The 21,398-nt window shown below is 29.2% G+C and carries 18 protein-coding genes, 1 tRNA gene and 1 riboswitch; of the genes, 14 read left to right on the forward strand and 5 right to left on the reverse strand.

Features of this window, described 5'->3' with window-relative positions:
- Window positions 1-130: 130 nt before the first annotated feature.
- From F3K33_RS04315 to F3K33_RS04330, 4 genes are all read right to left on the reverse strand, one after another.
- Entirely contained in the window at window positions 131-1,555 is a 1,425-nt protein-coding gene (locus tag F3K33_RS04315) for an amino acid permease (RefSeq protein WP_011968132.1), read from the reverse strand.
- Between the two features lie 151 nt (window positions 1,556-1,706).
- Window positions 1,707-1,881: riboswitch (Lysine riboswitch) on the reverse strand.
- Between the two features lie 256 nt (window positions 1,882-2,137).
- Window positions 2,138-2,941, reverse strand: coding sequence for a hypothetical protein (locus F3K33_RS04320; RefSeq protein ID WP_017211749.1), 804 nt, complete (start codon window positions 2,939-2,941; stop codon window positions 2,138-2,140).
- Window positions 2,935-3,639, reverse strand: coding sequence for an ABC transporter ATP-binding protein (locus F3K33_RS04325; RefSeq protein ID WP_171787069.1), 705 nt, complete (start codon window positions 3,637-3,639; stop codon window positions 2,935-2,937). Before F3K33_RS04325 ends, F3K33_RS04320 begins: the two co-directional genes overlap by 7 nt.
- Window positions 3,640-3,713: 74 nt before the next feature.
- Window positions 3,714-4,082 (reverse strand): GntR family transcriptional regulator, encoded by a 369-nt coding sequence (locus F3K33_RS04330; RefSeq protein WP_011968135.1) that lies wholly within the window; start codon window positions 4,080-4,082, stop codon window positions 3,714-3,716.
- Between the two features lie 223 nt (window positions 4,083-4,305).
- Here F3K33_RS04330 and nadA point away from each other — a divergent pair, with 223 nt between their 5' ends.
- From nadA to F3K33_RS04370, 8 genes are all read left to right on the forward strand, one after another.
- Window positions 4,306-5,229 (forward strand): quinolinate synthase NadA, encoded by a 924-nt coding sequence (gene nadA, locus F3K33_RS04335; protein ID WP_338032046.1) that lies wholly within the window; start codon window positions 4,306-4,308, stop codon window positions 5,227-5,229.
- 7 nt (window positions 5,230-5,236) lie between these two features.
- On the forward strand, window positions 5,237-6,544 hold the full coding sequence (locus F3K33_RS04340; RefSeq protein ID WP_039773434.1) for an L-aspartate oxidase: 1,308 nt from the start codon (window positions 5,237-5,239) through the stop codon (window positions 6,542-6,544).
- Complete coding sequence (gene nadC, locus F3K33_RS04345; protein WP_039773435.1) at window positions 6,519-7,364, forward strand: carboxylating nicotinate-nucleotide diphosphorylase; 846 nt, start codon at window positions 6,519-6,521, stop codon at window positions 7,362-7,364. The genes F3K33_RS04340 and nadC overlap by 26 nt, the downstream gene beginning before the upstream one ends.
- 175 nt (window positions 7,365-7,539) lie before the next feature.
- Window positions 7,540-8,274: an ATP-binding protein gene (locus tag F3K33_RS04350; RefSeq protein WP_023974031.1), complete on the forward strand. Its 735-nt coding sequence runs from the start codon at window positions 7,540-7,542 to the stop codon at window positions 8,272-8,274.
- A gap of 220 nt (window positions 8,275-8,494) precedes the next feature.
- On the forward strand, window positions 8,495-8,929 hold the full coding sequence (locus F3K33_RS04355) for a universal stress protein (RefSeq protein WP_011968140.1): 435 nt from the start codon (window positions 8,495-8,497) through the stop codon (window positions 8,927-8,929).
- Between the two features lie 314 nt (window positions 8,930-9,243).
- Complete coding sequence (locus tag F3K33_RS04360; RefSeq protein ID WP_011968141.1) at window positions 9,244-9,489, forward strand: TIGR04540 family protein; 246 nt, start codon at window positions 9,244-9,246, stop codon at window positions 9,487-9,489.
- A 30-nt stretch (window positions 9,490-9,519) separates the two neighbouring features.
- A complete protein-coding gene (trpS, locus tag F3K33_RS04365) occupies window positions 9,520-10,539 on the forward strand; it encodes a tryptophan--tRNA ligase (RefSeq protein ID WP_023974030.1) in 1,020 nt (339 codons plus the stop codon).
- A 31-nt stretch (window positions 10,540-10,570) separates the two neighbouring features.
- On the forward strand, window positions 10,571-11,026 hold the full coding sequence (locus F3K33_RS04370) for a DUF3284 domain-containing protein (protein ID WP_017211756.1): 456 nt from the start codon (window positions 10,571-10,573) through the stop codon (window positions 11,024-11,026).
- A gap of 53 nt (window positions 11,027-11,079) precedes the next feature.
- Here the strand turns inward: F3K33_RS04370 and F3K33_RS04375 are convergent, their stop codons facing one another.
- A complete protein-coding gene (locus tag F3K33_RS04375; protein WP_023974029.1) occupies window positions 11,080-12,306 on the reverse strand; it encodes an aminopeptidase in 1,227 nt (408 codons plus the stop codon).
- Window positions 12,307-12,619: 313 nt separating this feature from the next.
- Between F3K33_RS04375 and polA the strand changes: the two genes are divergently transcribed.
- The 6 genes from polA to F3K33_RS04405 all read left to right on the forward strand — a co-directional run bounded on the left by polA (window position 12,620) and on the right by F3K33_RS04405 (window position 21,382).
- On the forward strand, window positions 12,620-15,223 hold the full coding sequence (polA, locus tag F3K33_RS04380; protein WP_039773436.1) for a DNA polymerase I: 2,604 nt from the start codon (window positions 12,620-12,622) through the stop codon (window positions 15,221-15,223).
- 35 nt (window positions 15,224-15,258) lie between these two features.
- Window positions 15,259-15,858, forward strand: a complete 600-nt coding sequence (coaE, locus tag F3K33_RS04385) for a dephospho-CoA kinase (protein WP_023974027.1) — start codon at window positions 15,259-15,261, stop codon at window positions 15,856-15,858.
- Between the two features lie 14 nt (window positions 15,859-15,872).
- Window positions 15,873-16,508, forward strand: coding sequence for a lytic transglycosylase domain-containing protein (locus tag F3K33_RS04390; protein WP_011968147.1), 636 nt, complete (start codon window positions 15,873-15,875; stop codon window positions 16,506-16,508).
- 97 nt (window positions 16,509-16,605) lie between these two features.
- Window positions 16,606-16,691 (forward strand) — tRNA-Leu (locus F3K33_RS04395).
- 396 nt (window positions 16,692-17,087) lie between these two features.
- Complete coding sequence (locus F3K33_RS04400) at window positions 17,088-18,797, forward strand: methyl-accepting chemotaxis protein (protein WP_039773437.1); 1,710 nt, start codon at window positions 17,088-17,090, stop codon at window positions 18,795-18,797.
- A 287-nt stretch (window positions 18,798-19,084) separates the two neighbouring features.
- On the forward strand, window positions 19,085-21,382 hold the full coding sequence (locus F3K33_RS04405; RefSeq protein WP_039773439.1) for a YhgE/Pip domain-containing protein: 2,298 nt from the start codon (window positions 19,085-19,087) through the stop codon (window positions 21,380-21,382).
- The last annotated feature ends 16 nt before the right edge of the window (window positions 21,383-21,398 follow it).

Consider the following 21,398-nt stretch of genomic DNA (forward strand, 5'->3'; position numbering starts at 1 on the left):
TATAGAAAGGAGAGTACCTCAAAAATATTTGAGGTACTCTTATTATTTCCAGAGAAATATAATATTTAAAGCTAAAATAGAAAGTACAAGTAAAAGTTAAACTTAAAAATTATGATCTTACTTTTTGTTACTATTTATCAGAGAAGTCTAAATCAACTTTATCTAAAGGAATAACTTTAGTCTTATTCTTTATTTTATAACCTACGTATAAGATTAAGAATAATGGAAGTCCTATATAAGCTGCAATTAATCCATTCCAATCAATCGCCTCAGGAGTAATGTATGAATATCCTTGACCTATTATTATAATAATACACATTAATAATGCTAATATTGGACCAAATGGATATAAACTAGCCCTATATTTTAACTCATTTAAATCCCTTCCTTGATAAACATATGCTTTCCTAAATCTATAGTGGCATATTGCTATACCTACCCAAGCTATAAATCCAGCAAGACCAGATGCTGCAACTAGCCAAACATAAACAGTACTCTCTGCATATAGACCTGTTAAAAAGCAAGCAGAAGCTATTAATGTAGTTAGAAGTACGGCATTTATAGGTACACCTCTATTATTTGTTTTAGCAAAAGCTTTAGGAGCCATACCTTCTTTAGCCATTGCATAAAGCATTCTACTTGATGCATACATACCAGAGTTACCAGCAGATAATACAGAAGTTAATATGATCGCATTAATCAGTGAAGCAGCACCTGCAATACCAGCTTTTTCAAATACCATTGTAAATGGGCTTGTATCAAGTCCAGCTTCAGTAAATGGTATTATTGCTCCTAGGACAATAATCGTACCTAGGTAAAATATTAATATTCTCCAAAATATTGATTTTATAGCTTTTGGAATATTCTTCTCAGAATCTTCGCTTTCACCTGCAGCAATTCCAATAAGTTCAGTACCTTGAAATGAAAAACCTGCAATTAAGAAAATAGAAAATATTGATTTAATTCCTCCATGGAAGGGTCCATCTTCAATGGTGAAGTTATGAAATCCTATTTTATCTCCACCCATTATGCCTACAATCATTAAAACACCAATTACTATGAATATAAGAACGGTAACCACCTTAATACCAGCAAACCAGTATTCTGATTCTCCATATGCTCTAGATGATAAAATATTTAAGCCTACTATAATTACTAAAAATAAAATACTCCAATATAGGGCATTTACATCTGGAAACCAGTATTTCATCAACAGAGCACCGGCAACCATTTCGGCTGCAATTGTTATAGCCCAGTTGTACCAGTAGTTCCAGCCAAGGGCAAATCCAAGAGCTGGATCAATAAATTTATTAGCATATGAGCTAAATGAACCAGATATTGGCATATGAGTTGCCATTTCTCCTAAGCTTGTCATTAAAAAGTATACCATTATACCTACTAGTGCATAAGCTACTAATGCACCACCAGGACCAGCTTGGTGGAGAGTATCACCCATTGCAAGGAATATACCGGTACCAATAGATCCGCCTATGGCTATCATGTTTAAGTGTCTTGCTTTTAAACTTCTCTTTAATTCGTGATTTTCTTCACTCATTTTTCTATCCTCCATTATGGTTTTAAATTTCCATAAGCAAGTAACTAAGATAATATAAAAATTAAAACAATAAAAAAAGCCATGAGAGCATACTCATGACATAAATACGAAAGTTACACATTTTAAAAATATGACGAATATCGACATTTACATTAAAAATAGCTCTCCACAAAATAAGTTGTGGCAGTCTTGTATATATTTTACACAAGCCCAGCAAATAGTATTAAAGCAATCAGCTATTTACTTCGGCGAAAGTTCCTTTCTTATTACTTCAATGAGCTTACCTCCATAATAATACTCTTAAATTTCGCGCCTCTATCTTAGTTATTTACCTATTAAGTTATATGTAATTATGTAATAAAATGAGGAATAAGTCAATATAAAATATTTAACAATTTATAAAAATGCATAGAAAATGACTAAAAAATTTGCATATTAAAAGCGACTATCGAAAATTATTTCAATAGTCGCTTTTTTAATATTTATAAATAAATATACTATCTTGGTAAGTATTAGTGTTTGTGTTTAGCTTTTTATACAAGTTGGCACTATACTAAGATTATATATTTAAAATAGCATTTTTTATTCTAAATTTAATTTATTTTTTAATATATAGCTTGTTATTATGAAATAAACTATTATGAAGATTATATTAAATACTGTGATAGATATTAAAAATAAATTAATAGGCCAAAGAGATTCAATATTTCTTAGTAAATCAGGCAGTCTAGAGGATGAAAAAGCTATCCCAATAGATGATGATATTGCACCTGCAATTAAATTTAATATTATAAATGCCCCGAAAGATGAAAGAATTCTATGCTTACTAAATATATGCCCAATTGATATAGAAGCATAAATCATACTAATAAATTTTACAAACTGAAATATCATAGCAATTAATAATTCTATAATAATTACATAAATTTGTATTCCTATTTTAGCATAACCTTCTGAAAGAGCCCTAAAAGTTTCAGAAAAGAATTGACCAAAAGCCCTAGGGTCAAATGCCATAATAATTATTGAAAGTATGGCTACAATTCCACTTATTATAGTCCAAAAAGTGGCAATTGAAAGTTTGCTTGTAATGTTTGTGATGGTGCTCACTGGAAGGGTGTTCATTAAATATCCTTCATCACCAAGCAGATTTTTATAAAATCTTTGGATAATTATGAAAAAGGTGACTATGAATACAGCAGCCATAGTACATCCGTATCCAAAGATGCTTAGTATAAATGGGATTGAACCAAATCCTTGAAGTTTATGGGATAGACCAGTTCCGATAAAAATTTTATTAATGATAGCAAATGCTAATAATACTAAATATAGCGGTATAAGGGTTCTGCCAGTTGCTTTTACCTCATACTTCATTAATTTTCCTAACATCTAAATACCTCCCTAAATAGAGCATCAACACTCTTGCCTTCATTTTCTCTTATTTCATCAACACTTTTAGTTAAGAATATATTTCCATATGATATAAATACTACATCATCTAATATTCTTTCAATGTCAGAAATAAGGTGAGTAGATATAATTATAGTGGCATTTTCATTGTAATTAGTGATTATTGTATTTAAAATATAATCTCTGGCAGCAGGATCAACACCTGCGATAGGTTCATCTAATAAATATAAATCGGCCTCTCTACTCATAACTAAAATAAGTTGTACTTTCTCTTTTGTACCCTTTGACATAGTTTTTAATTTATCGTTGGGATTAATGTTAAGTTTTGATAACATATTGTAAGCTTTCTCAGGATTGAAATTATCGTAGAAGTCTTGAAAAAAGCTAATAATGTCTGAAACTTTCATCCAGTCATTAAGATAAGTCCTTTCTGGAAGATATGAAACAATTTTCTTTGTTTCAATTCCAGGTTTATTTCCTGATATTAATATTTCTCCATTTGATGGAGTTAAAAGACCATTTGCCAACTTTATTAGTGTGCTTTTACCACTGCCATTTGGACCTAAAAGTCCAACAATTCTGCCACGATTAATTTTTAGATTTATCCCTTTCAATGCCTCTGTATTAGAATAAGTCTTAAATAAATTCTTGCATTCTAAAATAGGGACATTATCCATATTGCTATTTGTAAAAGTAGATATTGTATCACTTTCGCTAGAGTTATACAATATCTTATTATCAGCATTACCCATTATTTCATCTCCTTTGATATAATTTCTATAAGTTGGATTGTCTCTTGATTGGTATAACCGATTTTTTCCATGTTGTGAAGAAATTTTTCAATTTGATCTCTTGCTAAACCATTTCTTATATTTTTAATCATATTAACGTCCTCCGTAATAAATCTGCCACTAGTTCTTTGAGAAAATACTAAACCAGTTCTCTCAAGTTCTGTTAATGCTTTCTGCATTGTATTAGGATTAACAGCTGCATCACCTGCCATATCTCTAACTGATGGCAATTTTTCACCAGCTTTGTATATGCCAGAAACGATTCTAAGTTGTATTTGTTCCATTAGCTGCATGTAAATTGGTCTATCGTCATTAAAATCCCATGACATAGTCTCACTCCTTCGTAAATTGTACTACTGTATTGTTGTACTAAGTTGTTAATACAATAATACAACTATAACTTTTAGCTGTCAAGAAAAATAAAATGATTTTTTGTAGGTTAAATAAGGCAATGAAATCTGTTGAATATTAAAAATTGTGGTGTTATAATTATTTTCAATGGTGTATATACACCTGTAAAATTAATTAAAAGAGGTGTAAATAAACATGGCGATGGATTTAGCAAAAGAAATATTAAAGTTAAAGAGAGAAAAGAATGCTCTTATTCTTGCACACTATTACCAACCAGGAATTATACAAGACTTAGCAGATTATGTAGGAGATTCTTATTATTTAAGTGAAATAGCTAGAGATTGCAAAGAGGAAGTTATAATGTTTTGCGGGGTTAGATTTATGGCAGAGAGTGCAAAAGTTTTATCACCGAATAAGACTGTTTTAATGCCATGTCCTAGTGCAGGATGTTCTATGGCAGATATGGCAAGCGGCAAGGCTTTATTAGAACTAAAGGAAAAGCATCCAGATGCTTATGTAGTTTGCTATATAAATTCAACGTGTAATGTGAAAGCTCATTGTGATGTAGCTGTGACTTCTTCAAGTGCATTGAAAATATTAAAGAAGATACCTAATAAAAAGATTATGTTTTTACCTGATAGGAATCTAGGTGAATATATATCGGAGTTTTTCCCAGAAAAAGAGTTCATATTATGGGATGGATTTTGTAGGTGCCATAATAAGGTAAGCAGAGAAGATATATTGATTGAAAAAGAAAAGCATATAAATGCAAAAGTATTAGTCCATCCTGAATGCACAAAGGAAATCAGAGATATTGCAGATTATATAGGGAGTACAAGTGGAATAATAGATTATGCGACTAAAGATGAAGGAACCGATTTTATAATAGCGACAGAAGAAGGAATTTTATATGAATTAAAGAAAAAGAATCCTAATAAAAATTTCTTTATACCAGGAGATAAAATATGTTGCCAAGACATGAAAAAGACAACCCTTGAAAATTTATATGATGCCTTATTGAATATGAAAAATGAAATGATTATAGAAGAAAATGTTAGAAAAAAGGCGTTAAAATCGTTAGAAAATATGCATTTACTTGCATCGCAAGATGTTAGAAGTAATTAGGAAAAATATGAATAAGTTTGTTGATGTTCTAATAATAGGTTCAGGGGTATCAGGTCTTTATTGTGGATTAAATTTAAGGAAAGATTTAAATGTCTTGATTGTATGCAAAGATAAGATTACTTGTAGTAACACTTATCTGGCACAAGGGGGAATATCTGTTGCAAAAGGTGTTGATGATATTCCACTATATATAGAGGATACTTTAAAAGCAGGAAGATACAAAAATGATTTGGAGGCTGTTGAAACTTTAATTAATGAATCTATGGTTAACGTAGAATCATTGATTGAAATGGGAATTGCTTTTGATAGAAATGAAGATGGAAGTTTAAACTTTACAAAAGAAGGCGCTCATTCTGTAAATAGGATAGTCCATACAAAGGATAATACAGGAGAAAGTGCTGCAAAAATTTTAATTGATAAAGTGAAAAAGAGAGAAAATATAAGTGTTTATGAAAATACTCATTTTGTAGATATTATAGAAAAAGAAAATAATTGCATTGGAGCCATGTTAATAAGAGAAGATGAGCAAATAAATGTTTATGCAAAAGCTGTTGTATTGGCAACTGGAGGCATAGGTGGATTATTTAATAATTCAACTAATCAGAGAATATTGACAGGAGATGGAATAGCATCAGCAATAAGACACGGTATAGAATTAAAGGATATGGATTATATTCAAATTCATCCGACAGCATTTTATGAAGAAGGTGAAAATAAGAGGAAATTTTTGATATCAGAATCTCTAAGAGGGGAAGGTGGAATTCTTACAAATATAAAAGGGGAAAGATTCATAAATGAGCTTTTGCCGAGGGATGTGGTATCAGAAGCAGTATATAATCAGATAAAAGAGACAGAAGTACCTTATGTAAATTTAGATATAAGGTTTTTGGGAAAAGATTATATAATAAATAGATTTTCAACTATTTATGAGGAATGCTTAAAAAGAGGAACAGATATAACAAAAGAATTTATTAAGGTTTCTCCAGCTCAGCATTTTTTTATGGGAGGAATAAAAGTAGATTTGGATTCTAAAACATCTATGAAAAGCCTATATGCAGTTGGAGAGACAAGCTGTACAGGAGTACATGGTGCTAACAGACTCGCAAGTAATTCATTACTTGAAGGACTTGTATTTTCAAGAAGAGCTGCAATATCAATTAACAACATTGTGGATTATTTGGAAATTAAGGTTTTTCCTGTGGAGAGATTAGAAAAATCATGGGATGAATTACAAGAAGAAAATAAAGAGATAACTGTGAGAACTATAAAAGAAAAGGGTGGAAAGTTAGATGATAAATTATTTAGTTATAGATAAAATAATAAAAGATGCACTTATTGAAGATTGTCCAAGCGATGACATAACCACAAATTCAATCATAGGAGAAGAAAGTATCTCTACAGTAGAATTGATTTGCAAGGAAGAAGGCATGGTTGCAGGACTTGAAGTATTTAAAAGAGTATTTGATTTATTAGGAAATGTGGAGATCGAATTTTATAAGCGTGATGGAGATAATGTACATGTAAAAGACAGAATTGCTTTTCTAAAAGGTAATACAAGAAGCTTATTAGTTGGGGAAAGGATTGCTCTAAATTTACTTCAAAGGATGAGTGGAATAGCTACATTAACGAATAGATTTATACAAGAAATAAAACACACAAATGCAAAATTATTAGATACAAGAAAAACAACACCAAATTTAAGGATATTAGAGAAATATTCTGTAAAGATTGGAGGTGGATGTAATCATAGATTTAATTTATCTGATGGTATAATGATTAAAGACAATCATATTAGTGCGGCTGGTGGAATAAAAAGGGCTATAGAGCTAACTAGAAAAAATTCTTCATTTGTTAGAAAAATAGAGGTAGAAACTGAAAATTTAGAAATGGTACAGGAAGCACTATTAGCAGGCGCAGATATAATAATGCTTGACAATATGAGTCTAGAGATAGCTAAAGAAGCAGTTGAAATAATAGGAAAAAGAGCCTTAATAGAATTCTCAGGAAATGTTGAACTAAATAATATTAAAGAAATAGCTGAAATAGGTGTTGATTACATATCTGTAGGAGCATTAACACACTCAGCTAAAATATTGGACTTCAGTTTAAAAAACTTAACATTGTTAGAAAATTAAAAATTGATAATTAATATTTCTGTATCAAATGAAACGGATTTTATATGAACATTCTATTATAATAATTCTATAAGTTAATTGATTTATTTAAATGCTATATTTCAATTATTAATGTATGGTCAAAAATTAATGATTAGTGAATTTAAATGAGTATGAAATGTAGGAGGAGAATTTTATGATAAGAAGAGTTATTAAAATAGATGAAGAGAAATGTAACGGATGTGGTGTTTGTGCAAGCGCCTGTCATGAAGGAGCTATAGGTATAGTAGATGGAAAGGCAAAATTATTAAGGGATGATTATTGTGACGGGCTTGGAGATTGTCTTCCTTCATGTGAAACTAATGCTATTTCTTTCGAAGAGAGAGAAGCAGCTGCTTATGATGAAGAAGCTGTAAAGATAAACATGGAGAAAAGAAATACTGAGCAAAAGAAATTAGAGTTAAACAAGAATCAAACAATTCAATTTGGATGCCCAGGTTCACAATCTAGAATGTTAAGCCATAAGAAGATTGAAGTGAAGGATGCGAGAACTGAGGGTGAGATAGTATCACAATTGAATCAATGGCCTGTGCAGATTAAACTTGTTTCTCCCAATGCAGCATATTTTAATAATGCTAATTTACTTATAGCAGCAGATTGTACAGCCTATGCATATGGAGATTTTCATAATAAGTTTATTAGAAATAAAATTACATTAATAGGATGTCCAAAACTAGATGAGGGAGATTATTCAGAAAAACTAACGACAATTTTGAAGATGAATGATATAAAAAGTGTTACTGTTGTAAGAATGGAAGTTCCATGTTGTGGTGGAATAGAAAATGCTGTGAAAAATGCATTAAAGGCAAGTGATAAAATGATTCCTTGGCAAGTAGTAACTATTTCGACTAATGGAGAAATTATTGAATAAAAATATAAATAAAATAAGGGTATATTTGCATATATAAAAAGTTTTATATGTAGATATGCCCTATAAATTTATAAAAATGATTATTTCAGGGTATACTTAAATTAGAAATGGGAATTTATACAGATAAGTAAAAAATTATATATTCATTAAGGTGAAATAGAGGATATTATTGCTAATGTGTAGAATACTATAATATCGAGATATTTAAGGGGGAGTATATATGAATAAAAGGAAAGTGTTAATACCAATAGACGGAACAGAAAGAAGTATGCATTCTTTAGAATTTGTAAAAGAAATATTTCCCGATAAAGATTCAATTGAAATTATAATAATGAATGTTAAAGAATTAGTACTGATAAATGAAATGATAGTTGCTGATGAGATAAAATTTGCACAAGAATTGGGTGAAGAAATATTACAAGCAGCTAAAGAAAAAATGAAAGATTATAAGACAGAAACTTATTTTACTTTTGGATATCCAGGAGATGAAATAATAAAGAAAGCAAATGAAGAAAATATAGGAGTAATCGTTATGACTAAATCTACTAAAAGAGGTTTAAATCGAATGATTGGCTCAGTAACTACTAATGTTGTCAAACGTGCCAAATGTATTGTAATGATAGTGCCTAATGATTTTTCAATTAGTATTAAATAAGCAAGTTAATCAGTAGGTTTGAAAATTAGAATTTTATAGGCTATCTTAAAAATTGCATTTTAAGGTAGTCTTTATTTTTGAATATAGAATTTTACTATGTATAATGATATAATAAAGCGAAACTTATTTGTTATAATATAAGTATTTATGGAACATTAAGTTAAAGATTTATATTAAATAATAATTTTAAGGTGGAATTTATTTTAGCTTATATTAATACATGCGGTTAGTTCATAATTTTCAGATAAGGGATGAGAATTTTGAATTGATATAAATTATATAAAAATTATTTTGTTATATTTAAGGAGTAAGAAATGAGAGCAGTTTATAGAAATCCAAGAGAATTAGCAACATGTTTAAAGGACATTGTGGATACATATTATGATGACCTAATTTCATATGAAAAGATGGAAGAAAGAATTATGAAGATAGTTGATGCTAATAGAGAAGCTATATATAAAGAAAAAAATATGTCAGTTAAGATAGCTAATGTCTTAGGAGATAAAAGAGTAGATGTAATTAATAAAGTAGTTGAAAGTAAAACTAAGTCAGAAGTTTAATGAGTTTTGCGGTTTAGGAGTGAATTTGGAATGGGTAAGAAAGTAATATTAACAGGAGATAGACCAACAGGTAAATTACATATAGGACACTATATAGGTTCTTTAAAAAATAGAGTTGTACTTCAAGAATCAGGCTTATATGAAAGTTTTATAATGATTGCAGATCAGCAGGCTTTAACAGACAATGCAAGAAATCCTGAAAAGATAAGAAATAGTTTAACGGAAGTTGCACTCGATTATTTAGCAGTTGGAATTGATCCAAGCAAATCAAATATATTTGTACAATCACAGATACCAGAACTAAATGAATTAACAATGCATTACTTAAATCTTGTTACTTTATCAAGGTTAGAAAGAAATCCAACAGTTAAGCAAGAAATAAAACAGAAAAATTTTGAAAATAGTATTCCGGCAGGGTTTCTTATTTATCCAGTAAGTCAAGCGGCTGATATTACAGCATTTAAAGCAGACACAGTACCAGTTGGAGAAGATCAACTGCCTATGATTGAGCAAACAAGGGAAATCGTTAGAAGTTTTAACTCTATATATGGAGAAGTTCTAGTTGAGCCAGAAGCAGTACTTCCAAGTTCTAATGCAGGAAGATTACCTGGAACGGATGGAAAAGCTAAAATGAGTAAGTCAATAGGAAATTGTATATATCTATCTGATGATGCTGATACGATTAAGAAAAAAGTAATGTCAATGTATACAGATCCTAATCATATAAGAGTAGAAGATCCAGGGCAAATAGAAGGAAATACTGTATTTACTTATCTAGATGTATTTGCAACTGATAAAAATGCTGTTGAAGAAATGAAAGAGCATTATAAGCGTGGTGGTCTTGGTGATGTAAAAGTAAAAAAATACTTAAATGAAATTTTACAGGCTGAATTGGAACCAATAAGAAATAGAAGAATTGAGTTTGAAAAAGATATAGATGCGGTATATAAAATGCTAAAGGATGGTAGCAATAAGGCTAGAGAAGTGGCAGCTAATACTCTTAGAGAAGTTCGAGAAGCAATAGGGATAGAATATTTTACTGGAAAATAATAAAGTAAATTCATTAGAGGGGGAATTCAAAATGAAAGCTATTGGAATATTAAATTATCCAGTAGAAGATGTGTTCCATATTTTTATAAAAAATGCAAAGAAAGATTTTTCGGATTTTAACGAAGAAGATGCGACAGGATGTAAGATTCAAAAGAGTATAAATACTGGTAGACCTAATCCAGTAGAATGTACAGTTGAAATAACAGGATATGCAAAAAATGAAAAATATCAAATTACTACCTCAACTGATTTTACAACATGTATATCCACATATAATTTCAAAGGGCAAAAAGATGGCACAACCAAATTAGTATTTGAAGAAGAACAGTCAACAGATAAGTTTTTTGGATATATGTCATTATGGATTCAAAGATTTATGGCTAGGCGCGCCTTTAAGGCAAAGTATAATAATATTGTAGATGCTCTCAATAATGAATTGAAGACATATGCTAATAATAAAGAACGAAGCAAGCCTAAAAATAAATAATAAAAATACAGGGTTGTAAAATCAATCCTGTATTTTTATTTTATTAAAAAATATTAAAACCAATTACCATTATTAAAAATTTTAATTTCTTCACCAGCTGGTGTAATACCAGTTATATTTGTATCTTTAGTTCCTATCATAAAATCAACATGTATCAACGATACATTTGAACCAGATAGAATTGATTCTTCTCTTGTCATTTTTTCTCCGTTCTTTATGCAGCAAGGATATGAAGAACCAAGAGCCAAATGGCATGAAGCATTTTCGTCATATAATGTATTATAAAAAATTATATTTGAATTTGAAATTGGAGAATTATATGGAACTAAGGCAACCTCACCTAGATATCTTGAACCTTCGTCTGTATTAAGAAGCTCAGTTAAAATATCTAATCCAGTTTCAGCAGAACAAGCTACAACTTTACCATTTTTAAATGTTAAGGAAAAATTGTTTATTAAATTTCCACAATAGCTTAAAGGCTTTGAGCTAAAAACAATTCCGTTTACGTCATCCAATTTAGGGGTAGTATAAACTTCTTCTGTAGGCATATTAGCAATAAATCTCAGACCATCTTGTGTTATATCCTCACCCCCGCACCAAATATGATCTTGAACTAATCCTATTTTTAAGTCAGTTCCAAGAGAATTTGTAAAATGAAGATATTTAAATTTATAGGAATTTAATTCTAATACCTTATCATGAAGAAGGTTAGTGTGTTTATTCCATGCATCTATAGGATTCTGTTCTTTAAGTCTCATAACAGTAAAAATTGCATCCCATAATTTTTCAATTGCTTCACATGAGTTAGATTCACTAAAGACTTTTTTTGCCCAGTTTTCAGTTGGAATTGAAACTATGCACCAAGCATTTTTGTTGGAAGTACATGCGCTATGATATTTCTCTAAGGCTGTACGTCTGCCTTTTTGATATGCCGATATTTTCTCCGAATCTACATCTTTGAAAATATCTGGATCAGATGCGGAAATACTCAAAAATGCTGCATTATTTTCTACGTAATAGTCATATTTATCTTTTTCAAATTTTGGCGTAATAGAAAGAATTTCCTTTGCAGAATTATTAAATCGTATCTTATTGAATTTTTCATCATTATAATTTATAACTACATCAGAAGCACCAGATTTATAGGCTTCATCCGCAAGTAGCCTTGCAAAGTTACTACACTCAATAGGGCTATTTATAACTAAAAGTCCATCTTTTTGTATATTTACACCTTTGATAATAGCAAGTTTAGCATATTTAGATAAAAGGTTATCTAACAATTATATCACCTCATTACATAATAGATTTTTATAGTACTGGTTAATTTAAAATACTTTGCATTTGGAATTACAATCTATAATTAACATTATAACAATTTTTGCAAGTTATCTACTATAGTAAAATAAAGAATATACAAAATAAGAATTATTACTAATAATTATGGAAATAATATGAGATAAATTCATTACACAACAAGATACATATATACTTTAAGTTATACAATATAGTATAATGAGTTTAAATAATGACTTGAAGTAGATAATAATATTTCTAGTTGAGTAAATTTTTATGTTAAATTTCAGGAGGTTTCTAATGAAAAAATTATTGGTTTTAGACTCAAATTCACTTATGAATAGGGCTTTTTATGCTTTGCCTCCTCTTACAAATAGTGATGGAATAAATACTAATGCCATTTATGGTTTTATAAATATGCTACTTAAAATGAAGGATGAAATTAATCCAGATAGTATAATTGCTACTTTTGATTTGAAAGCACCAACTTTTAGACATAAAGAGTATTCTGAATATAAAGCAGGTAGGAATAAGATGCCGCCAGAACTTGCGGAACAATTCCCGATTATTAAAGAACTATTTAAGTTAATGGGAATTAAGATATTTGAAGTTGAAGGCTTTGAGGCAGATGATTTGATTGGAACAGTATCAAAATTTGCTGAGGACAATAATACAGAAGTATTTGTAGTTACAGGAGATCGTGATGCACTTCAACTAGCATCAGAAAAAACTAAAATTATAATTACTAAGAAAGGTGTCAGTGAAACTGCTGTTTATGATAAAGAAAGCTTTATGGATGAGTTTGAAGTGACTCCAGAGCAATTTATAGATGTAAAAGGATTAATGGGAGATAAGTCAGATAATATACCAGGCGTTCCAGGAGTGGGAGAAAAGACTGCTTTTAAGCTTATAAAGGAATATGGATCTGTTGAAGAAGTTATTAAAAATATAGATAAAATTTCCGGGAAAAAACTTAAGGAAAATTTAGAAAATAATGTTGAACAAGCAATATTTTCTAAGAAATTAGCTACAATTATGAGAGAAGTTCCAATCGAATTAAATTTAGAAGATATAAGTTCTAGTAATAAAGAAAATATATTAGAAATTAAGAAGATGCTCATTAAACTTGAGATGAAGTCAATATTATCTAAATTTAATGATGATACAGTTCAGGAAGAATCTAACATTGAAGTGAGAAATATTACTACAATTGAAGATATGAAAGCATTATTCTCAGAGATGAGAAATAGAATTTATATAGATTATACTTTAACTGATGCATCTAAATATTCTAAATTAAAACTTGAATATTTAATGTTCGGGGAAGAAAATAAGGGTACTATTATAGATTTTAAAGACATAAGTTCTAAGGATAGTGAAGAAGCTTTAAAAGTTTTGAAAAATCTTATGGAAGATGATAATGTTAAAAAAGTTATTCATGATGGAAAAAACTTTGTTACATTTTTAAATAAAAATCAAATTGAAATAAAGGGATTTGATTTTGATACTGCGATAGCAGCTTATTTAATTGATTCATCAAAGAGTAAATATGAAATTCTAGAACTTGTTAATCATTATATTGGTGATAATCCTAACAGTGAAGACAGCAATATTAAGGCAATTCTTTGCAGTTACTTACCTATGATTTATGAGAAATTAAAAGAAAATCTTCATAAGGAAAATATGGATCAACTTTATTATGAAGTGGAGCATCCATTAATTTATGTGCTTTCATCCATGGAGAGTATTGGATTTAACATAAATCAAGGTATGTTAGATGAGCTACAGACTAAGTTTAAAAAAGAAATCGATAAGACACAAAAAGAAATATATGAATTAGCGGATGAGGAATTTAATATTAGTTCTCCTAAGCAACTAGGAAAAATATTATTTGAAAAATTGGATTTACCAGTCATTAAGAAAACAAAAACTGGATATTCAACTAACCAAGAAGTTTTAGAGAAGCTAATGAATAAGCATGATATAATACCTAAAATAATGTATTATAGGCAAATCACAAAGATAAATTCTACATATGTAGAAGGTTTAAAAAATGTGGTTGATGAAGATGGGCGTATCCATTCAAACTTCAATCAAACTGTAACTACAACAGGAAGACTATCAAGCACAGAACCTAATTTGCAAAATATTCCTATAAAATATGAAATGGGTAGAGAAATAAGAAAAGTATTTATACCAATGGAAGAAACTGATATACTGTTTTCATGTGACTATTCGCAAATAGAATTAAGGGTATTGGCTCATATTGCTGGAGATGAAAATATGATAGATGCATTTGAGCATCATAGTGATATTCACACAAAAACTGCTTCGGAAGTATTTAAAGTTCCGATAGGAGAGGTTACTTCTCTTATGAGAAGTAGAGCAAAAGCAGTTAATTTTGGGATAGTGTATGGGATAAGTGCGTTTAGTCTTGCAGAAGATTTAAAGATCACAAAGAAAGAAGCAGAAGAATACATGTCTATATATTTAGAAAGATATCCTAAGATAAAAGAATATCTTGAAAATGTTGTAGATGAAGCTAAAGAAAATGGATATGTATTGACAATTTTAAATAGAAGAAGATTTATTCCTGAGATAAAATCTTCCAATAAGATAGTTAAGGCTTTGGGTGATAGATTGGCAATGAATGCACCAATTCAAGGAAGTGCAGCTGATATAATAAAGCTTGCAATGGTAAATGTTTATAACAGATTAAATGAAAAAGAATTAAAAAGTGAATTAATCCTTCAAGTACACGATGAACTTATTTTAAATGTAAAAAAAGATGAATTTGAAGAAGTTAAAAATTTAGTTGCTTATGAAATGGAAAATGCAATTAAGTTAAAAGTAGCACTTGATGTGGATGTTAATTTTGGAGATACATGGTACGATGCCAAATAATGTATTGTGGAATTAAAAAAGGTGGTTTTTATAAAATGGTTAAAATTGGTTTAACAGGTGGAATCGGCACCGGAAAAAGCACTGTATCAAATATTTTAAGTAAAGAAGGACTAAAAATAATAGATGCAGATTCTATAGCTAAAGAAGTACTTGAAAATAATCCAAAGATATTAGAAATGGTTCGGGCACAATTTGGAGCAGGTTTCTTTGACTGGAGAGGTGAATTTAGAAGGAAAGAATTTGGAAACCACATATTCAGATTTCCTAAACAAAGAATAAAATATGAAAGTATAATTATGCCGTATATTAAACAATCAATTGAAGAAAAGATAAAATTGCACGAACAAAAGAATGAAAAAATAGTAATAATAGATGCTCCTACTTTAATTGAAAATAATATGCATGAGGAAATGGATTATATTGTACTTGTATATGCGGATAATTCAGTTCAAATTCAAAGAGTTATGAATAGAGATAAATTAACTAAAGTTGAAACTGTTAGTAGAATAAATTCTCAAATGTCTATGGAAGAAAAAAAAGAGTTTGCGAATATTATTATTGACAATAATACTGATTTAATCGAATTGCAGAAGCAAGTTTATGATTTTATTGATTTTATAAAACTAATATGCTAAGTAAGGAGAATATAATGAAGTTTCTAAGAAAAACCTTTTGTGCAATAGTATTCTTAGTAGTAATTGTAGCAGCAATTGGCATAGGTTCGAGATATATTATAAAAGAAAAGTTTTTTCCTTATAAGTACCAGCAGTATGTTGATATGTACAGTTCGCAGTATAATCTAGATCCATTGCTAGTACTAGCAGTTATAAAAACTGAAAGTAAATTTGATGATGATGCGCATTCACATAAAAATGCCGTAGGTCTTATGCAAATAACGGTTGATACTGGACAATGGGCAGCGAAAGAAATGGGATATAATACATTCTCTAAAGAAGACCTGTATAATGAAGAATATAATATTAAAATGGGATGCTGGTACCTTAGGCGTTTGAATGATACTTTTGATAAAGATATGGATTTGACAATTGCAGCATACAATGCAGGACCAACTAATGTGCAATCATGGCTTGATAATAGAAAATACTCTTCAGATGGAAAAAGTGTAGATTATATACCTTTTGGGGAAACAAAAAAATATGTTGATAAGGTAAACACATATTATCATATATATCAATATCTTTATGATAAAAAAGACGATTATTTTGAGGCAGATAAGGTAGTTGATCTAATGAAAAGCTTCCTAAATGTACATTTTTTAAGTTAATTATTAGTCTCTGCCTAATGATTAACTTAAATATTTTATGAAAATTACTTGAATTTTAAATAAGAATAGATTATCATTAAGTGAGTAATTTATATTTGCAGGTGTGGTGGAATGGCAGACACGCTATCTTGAGGGGGTAGTGTTCACATGGACATACGGGTTCAAGTCCCGTCACCTGCACCAAAATTTGATGAATTTCGTAGAGTTTCATATTTTAGAAACTTAGCGAAGGGCTTATATATAACACATATTTAGCTATGAAAATAGCTAAATATGTGTTATTTTTTTGAAAAAAACGTGTATTAAGATACATAAAATATTTTTTGTTTTAAAATCTTACAATTGTTTATAATCTCATTACTATGATTAATTAAATCTCTAAAATTACAAATGGTGGAATTGAGATTTGAAAAGTTTTTAATAAAAATTAAGGAAATAAAAATATAGTTGTTATAATGAAGTGGGAATTAAAATTTTAATGAAATTAAAAAGGTTTTTGTAAAAAAACATCGAATAAGTATTTGTACAATATAAATTTATAGGATATTTATTATGTGATTAAAAGGGGAGTGGGTTTTAATGTTCAAATCGATTAAAGGTAAATTAGTATCACTTATATCTATGCTTATTATTTCAATGATTCTTTTAAGTTTGTATTCAATTAATAACTTAAATGTGATTAATACAGTTTCAGCTAATATGTCTACAGAATTAATTCCAGGATTAATCCAATCAGGGAATATAAACACGATGACATCTGATTTTAGAATAATGGAATATGAACATATAATCTCAACTGACAAAAATGAAATGGCTCAAAAAGAAAAAGATATGGAAGCAAAAAATAACGAAATTCAAAGCAGTATGAATTTATATGAAAAAACATTTTATGATGATAAAGATAAGCAATTATTTGAGACAGCTAAAAATGATTGGAATCAATATTTGAAGATACATGAGAAAGTTATAGCCTTGAGTAGAGATTTAAGAACTGATGAGGCCATGGAAATCATGAATGGAGAAGGAAAGAAATACTTCGACTCAGCATCAGGATCATTGATTGAATTATCTAAGTATAATCAAGAAATGGGAGCGAATTTTTCTAAGCAGGGTAGTGATATATACCAAAAAGTAAAGAATATATCTATAATAATTATTTCAGTATTAATTATTTTTTCAATGGTTATTTCATTTATGATTATCAAAGGAATAATAGCATCACTAAAAAGTTTAAAGGATGAGTTAGATGCACTTGCAGAAAAAGGTGGTGACCTAACTCAAGAAATTAAAGTTAAATCTAAGGATGAAATTGCTGGACTTGCAAATAGTTTAAATAAATTTATATCAAACTTAAGGTTAATAATTAGTGAGGTCAATGAGAGTACTGAAAATGTTATAAATATAAATAATGATATAAATAGTAAGATAGATAATCTATCAAGTACAATAGAAGAAGTTTCAAGCAGTACAGAGAGTATTGCTGCTGGAATGGAAGAAACAGCTGCATCATCAGAGGAGATGCTAGCAACATCTCATGAAATCGAAAAAGCTGTAGAGGGAATCTCGGAAAAAATTCAAGATGGATTAATATCAGTTGAAGGAATACAAAAAAGTGCAGATGATGTTAAGAAAAATACGATTGAGTCACAAGAAAAAGCAAAGGCGATATTTTTAGAGACAAAAGAAGGTCTTGAAAAAGCTATTGAAAACTCTCATATTGTAGCTAGAATTAGTATATTATCTGAATCTATAATCGAGATTGCCGCACAAACAGATTTGTTGGCATTGAATGCTGCTATTGAAGCTGCTAGAGCAGGGGATGCAGGAAAAGGATTTGCAGTTGTTGCAGAAGAGGTAAGAAAACTTGCAGAAGAATCTAAGAATGTAGTTACTGAAATAAAGAATGTTACTGATAAAGTTACAGAATCTGTAGGCGATTTATCAAGCAATTCAAGCAAGCTCTTGAAATTTATTTCAAATAACGTAGATAATGATTATAAATCTATGATGGAAGTTGCAGATAAATATAGCAAGGATGCAGACTTTGTTAATAGTTTAGTTTCGGACTTTAGCTCAACTTCAGAGGAACTTTTGGCATCTATACAGGATATTTTAAAAACAATAGATCAAGTTGCAGAAGCTTCCACAGATGGAGCAGAAGGAACTACTGAAATAGCAGAAAAGGTAGTCGAAATAAATGAGAAAACTAATAAAATAATATTAAATATAAATGAATCTAAAGAGAGTACAAGTAAATTAATTAAAAAAATATCTACATTTAAATTTTAATAAAAGTAATTGCTAATTTCAGATTCTGATACATAGAAGGAAGAGATAAGAATTGATTAACTATTAGTAATTTTATAGCCTTTAGCATAATAGCTAAGGGCATTTTCTTTACTTTTTTATCATACATTTCATCTTAATTGAATAGGTAAAGGTATAATAGTTAATTTCTCCAGAATAGAAATAAAGTTTTAAGTACGGAAAATAATTATTGGAGAAAAAATGACTCTTGGTCATTTTTGTGTGATATAATCTATACAAAGAAATATTTTCTGACAGGAGCATTGAATATGAAGAATATAATAAATATTTTTAAACGGGATATGAAGAATATATTTACTAATTGGGTGGCAGCACTTGTTGTAGTAGTTTTAATGATAATACCATCTTTATATTCATTAATAAATATTGAGGCATCCTGGGATCCATATTCTAATACGAAGGGAATAGAAGTTGCAATTGTTAATGAAGATAAGGGAACGGTATACAAAGAACATAGTATAAATTTAGGCGATGAATTAGTTGATAAGCTCAAAGAAAATGATCAATTAGGATGGGTATTTGTAGACAAAGAAACTGCCAAAAATGGTTTAACAAATGAAAAGTATTATGCAATGATTGAAATACCACAAGCTTTTTCAGAGGATGTTACGACTGTAGTTAAGAAAGACGTTACAAAACCTAAGTTAATATATACTGTAAATGAGAAGAAAAATGTTATTGCATCTAAAATAACTGATGCAGGTGTAAAAAGTGTCAAAACTCAATTAGATGAGAATATAGCAAAGAGTATATCGGGAATAATGTTCAGATTATGTGATGAGGTTGGTATAGATATACAAAATAACAGATCTGAGCTTAGAAATATAATAGATTCAGTATATAAATTAGATGATAATATGCCAGAAATTGAAAAAATGCTAGATGAAGCAATTAATGGAACAATAAGTGCTTCTGAGTTAATGATAAAAACAAATGAGCTTATACCAACTGCAGCAGACACTGTTGATGAAACTGCTGAATTTTTAAATAATACACAAAGTTTTCTAAATGAAACACAAGGAGATTTGCAGAATGAATCTCCAAAAATTAAAGAAGATCTTGTTGAATGTGAAAATACGCTGGATATTATAGGAACAGAGCTTAAAAATATTGATGAAAATATATCACCGGAAGTAGAAAAGAAAGCATTGTTACAGATATTAGACACTTCTAAAGCAATTAGAACTAGTTCTAGCGATGCTAAGTCTAGATTGAAGAATATAAAAAGAGCTATTGATAAGATTAGTGAAATAGAAATCCCTAAACCTTCAATTGACAAATCACTACAAAGTTATGATGAAATAAAAAAGCTTCAGCAAATTTTTGATAAACAAGCAGATGTAATTGAAAATCAAAGAGATTTATTAAAGCAAGAAAGTAGGACCATTTCTAAAATCATAGATAGATTAGATAATATAGATAATAATCTTGATAAACTAATTGATAGAACTAATAAAGATATTGATAAATTAAATAATGGAGATAAAATATTGGACATGCAGGATCTTACAGATACTAGAAAGGTATTAGATGATTTGCATAATTTAGTTTCTGATATAACAGATAATTATGATTCAGAAATTGTACCAACAATTAATAAGGGGTTTGACTCAATGAGCGAGATAATTGATACTGGGTTAAACTTATCGGCTCAAGGAAAAAAAACTTTGCCAGATGTTCAAGAGATGTTGAATACTTTCAAGAATGCAGCAGATTTATCTAATGATGAATTAAAAAAATTAAAAGAAAAGTTTCCAGATATAAGAGACAATGTACATGAGCTTGCGCAGAGATTAAAAAAAATAGATAACAAGAAAGATATTGATGAATTATTAGATATGATAACAAATGATTGGAATGCTCAAAGTGATTTTTTATCTAGTCCTGTAGAAATTCAGGATAATAGATTATTCCCATGGCCTAATTATGGATCTACAGTAACGCCATTTTATACAGTTCTTTGCTTATGGATTGGTGGATATGTATTATCAGTCCTAATTGGAACAGAGTCACATTCTATAGAAAATGATAAAGAATTAAATAAGTACGAGAAATATTTTGGAAGGCTATCGTTATTTTTATTCATAGGAATAGGCCAAGCTTTAGTAGCTAGCTTAGGAGCATTATTTATTTTGCATTCTTATTCAGTTCATCCAGTAATGTTTGTCTTCTATTGTATATTTATAAGTGTTGTATTTAATTGCATAATTTATACAGCTGTTAGTCTTTTTGGGTATGGAGGAATAGTTATAGGTGTGGTATTGCTTGTTATACAAGTTGCTGGAACCAGTGGCAATTTTCCAATAGAAGTTAATCCGGCAGGATATCAAAAGCTATTTCCATTTCTTCCATTTACTTATGCAATAAGTGGAGTTAGACAAATTATGGCAGGAGTAATATATTCAATATTATTTAAAGATAGCATTATATTATTTATGTTTATGATAGGGTCAATTATTATTGGAGTTTTGGCTAAAGAACCGATAAATGCAAAAAGAATAAATATTGTTGAAAAATTAAGAGAAAGTTCAATAATGAGTAGTTAAAATAATCTATATTGCA

The sequence above is a fragment of the Clostridium beijerinckii genome (assembly GCF_008705175.1).
GTDB lineage: Bacteria > Bacillota > Clostridia > Clostridiales > Clostridiaceae > Clostridium > Clostridium beijerinckii.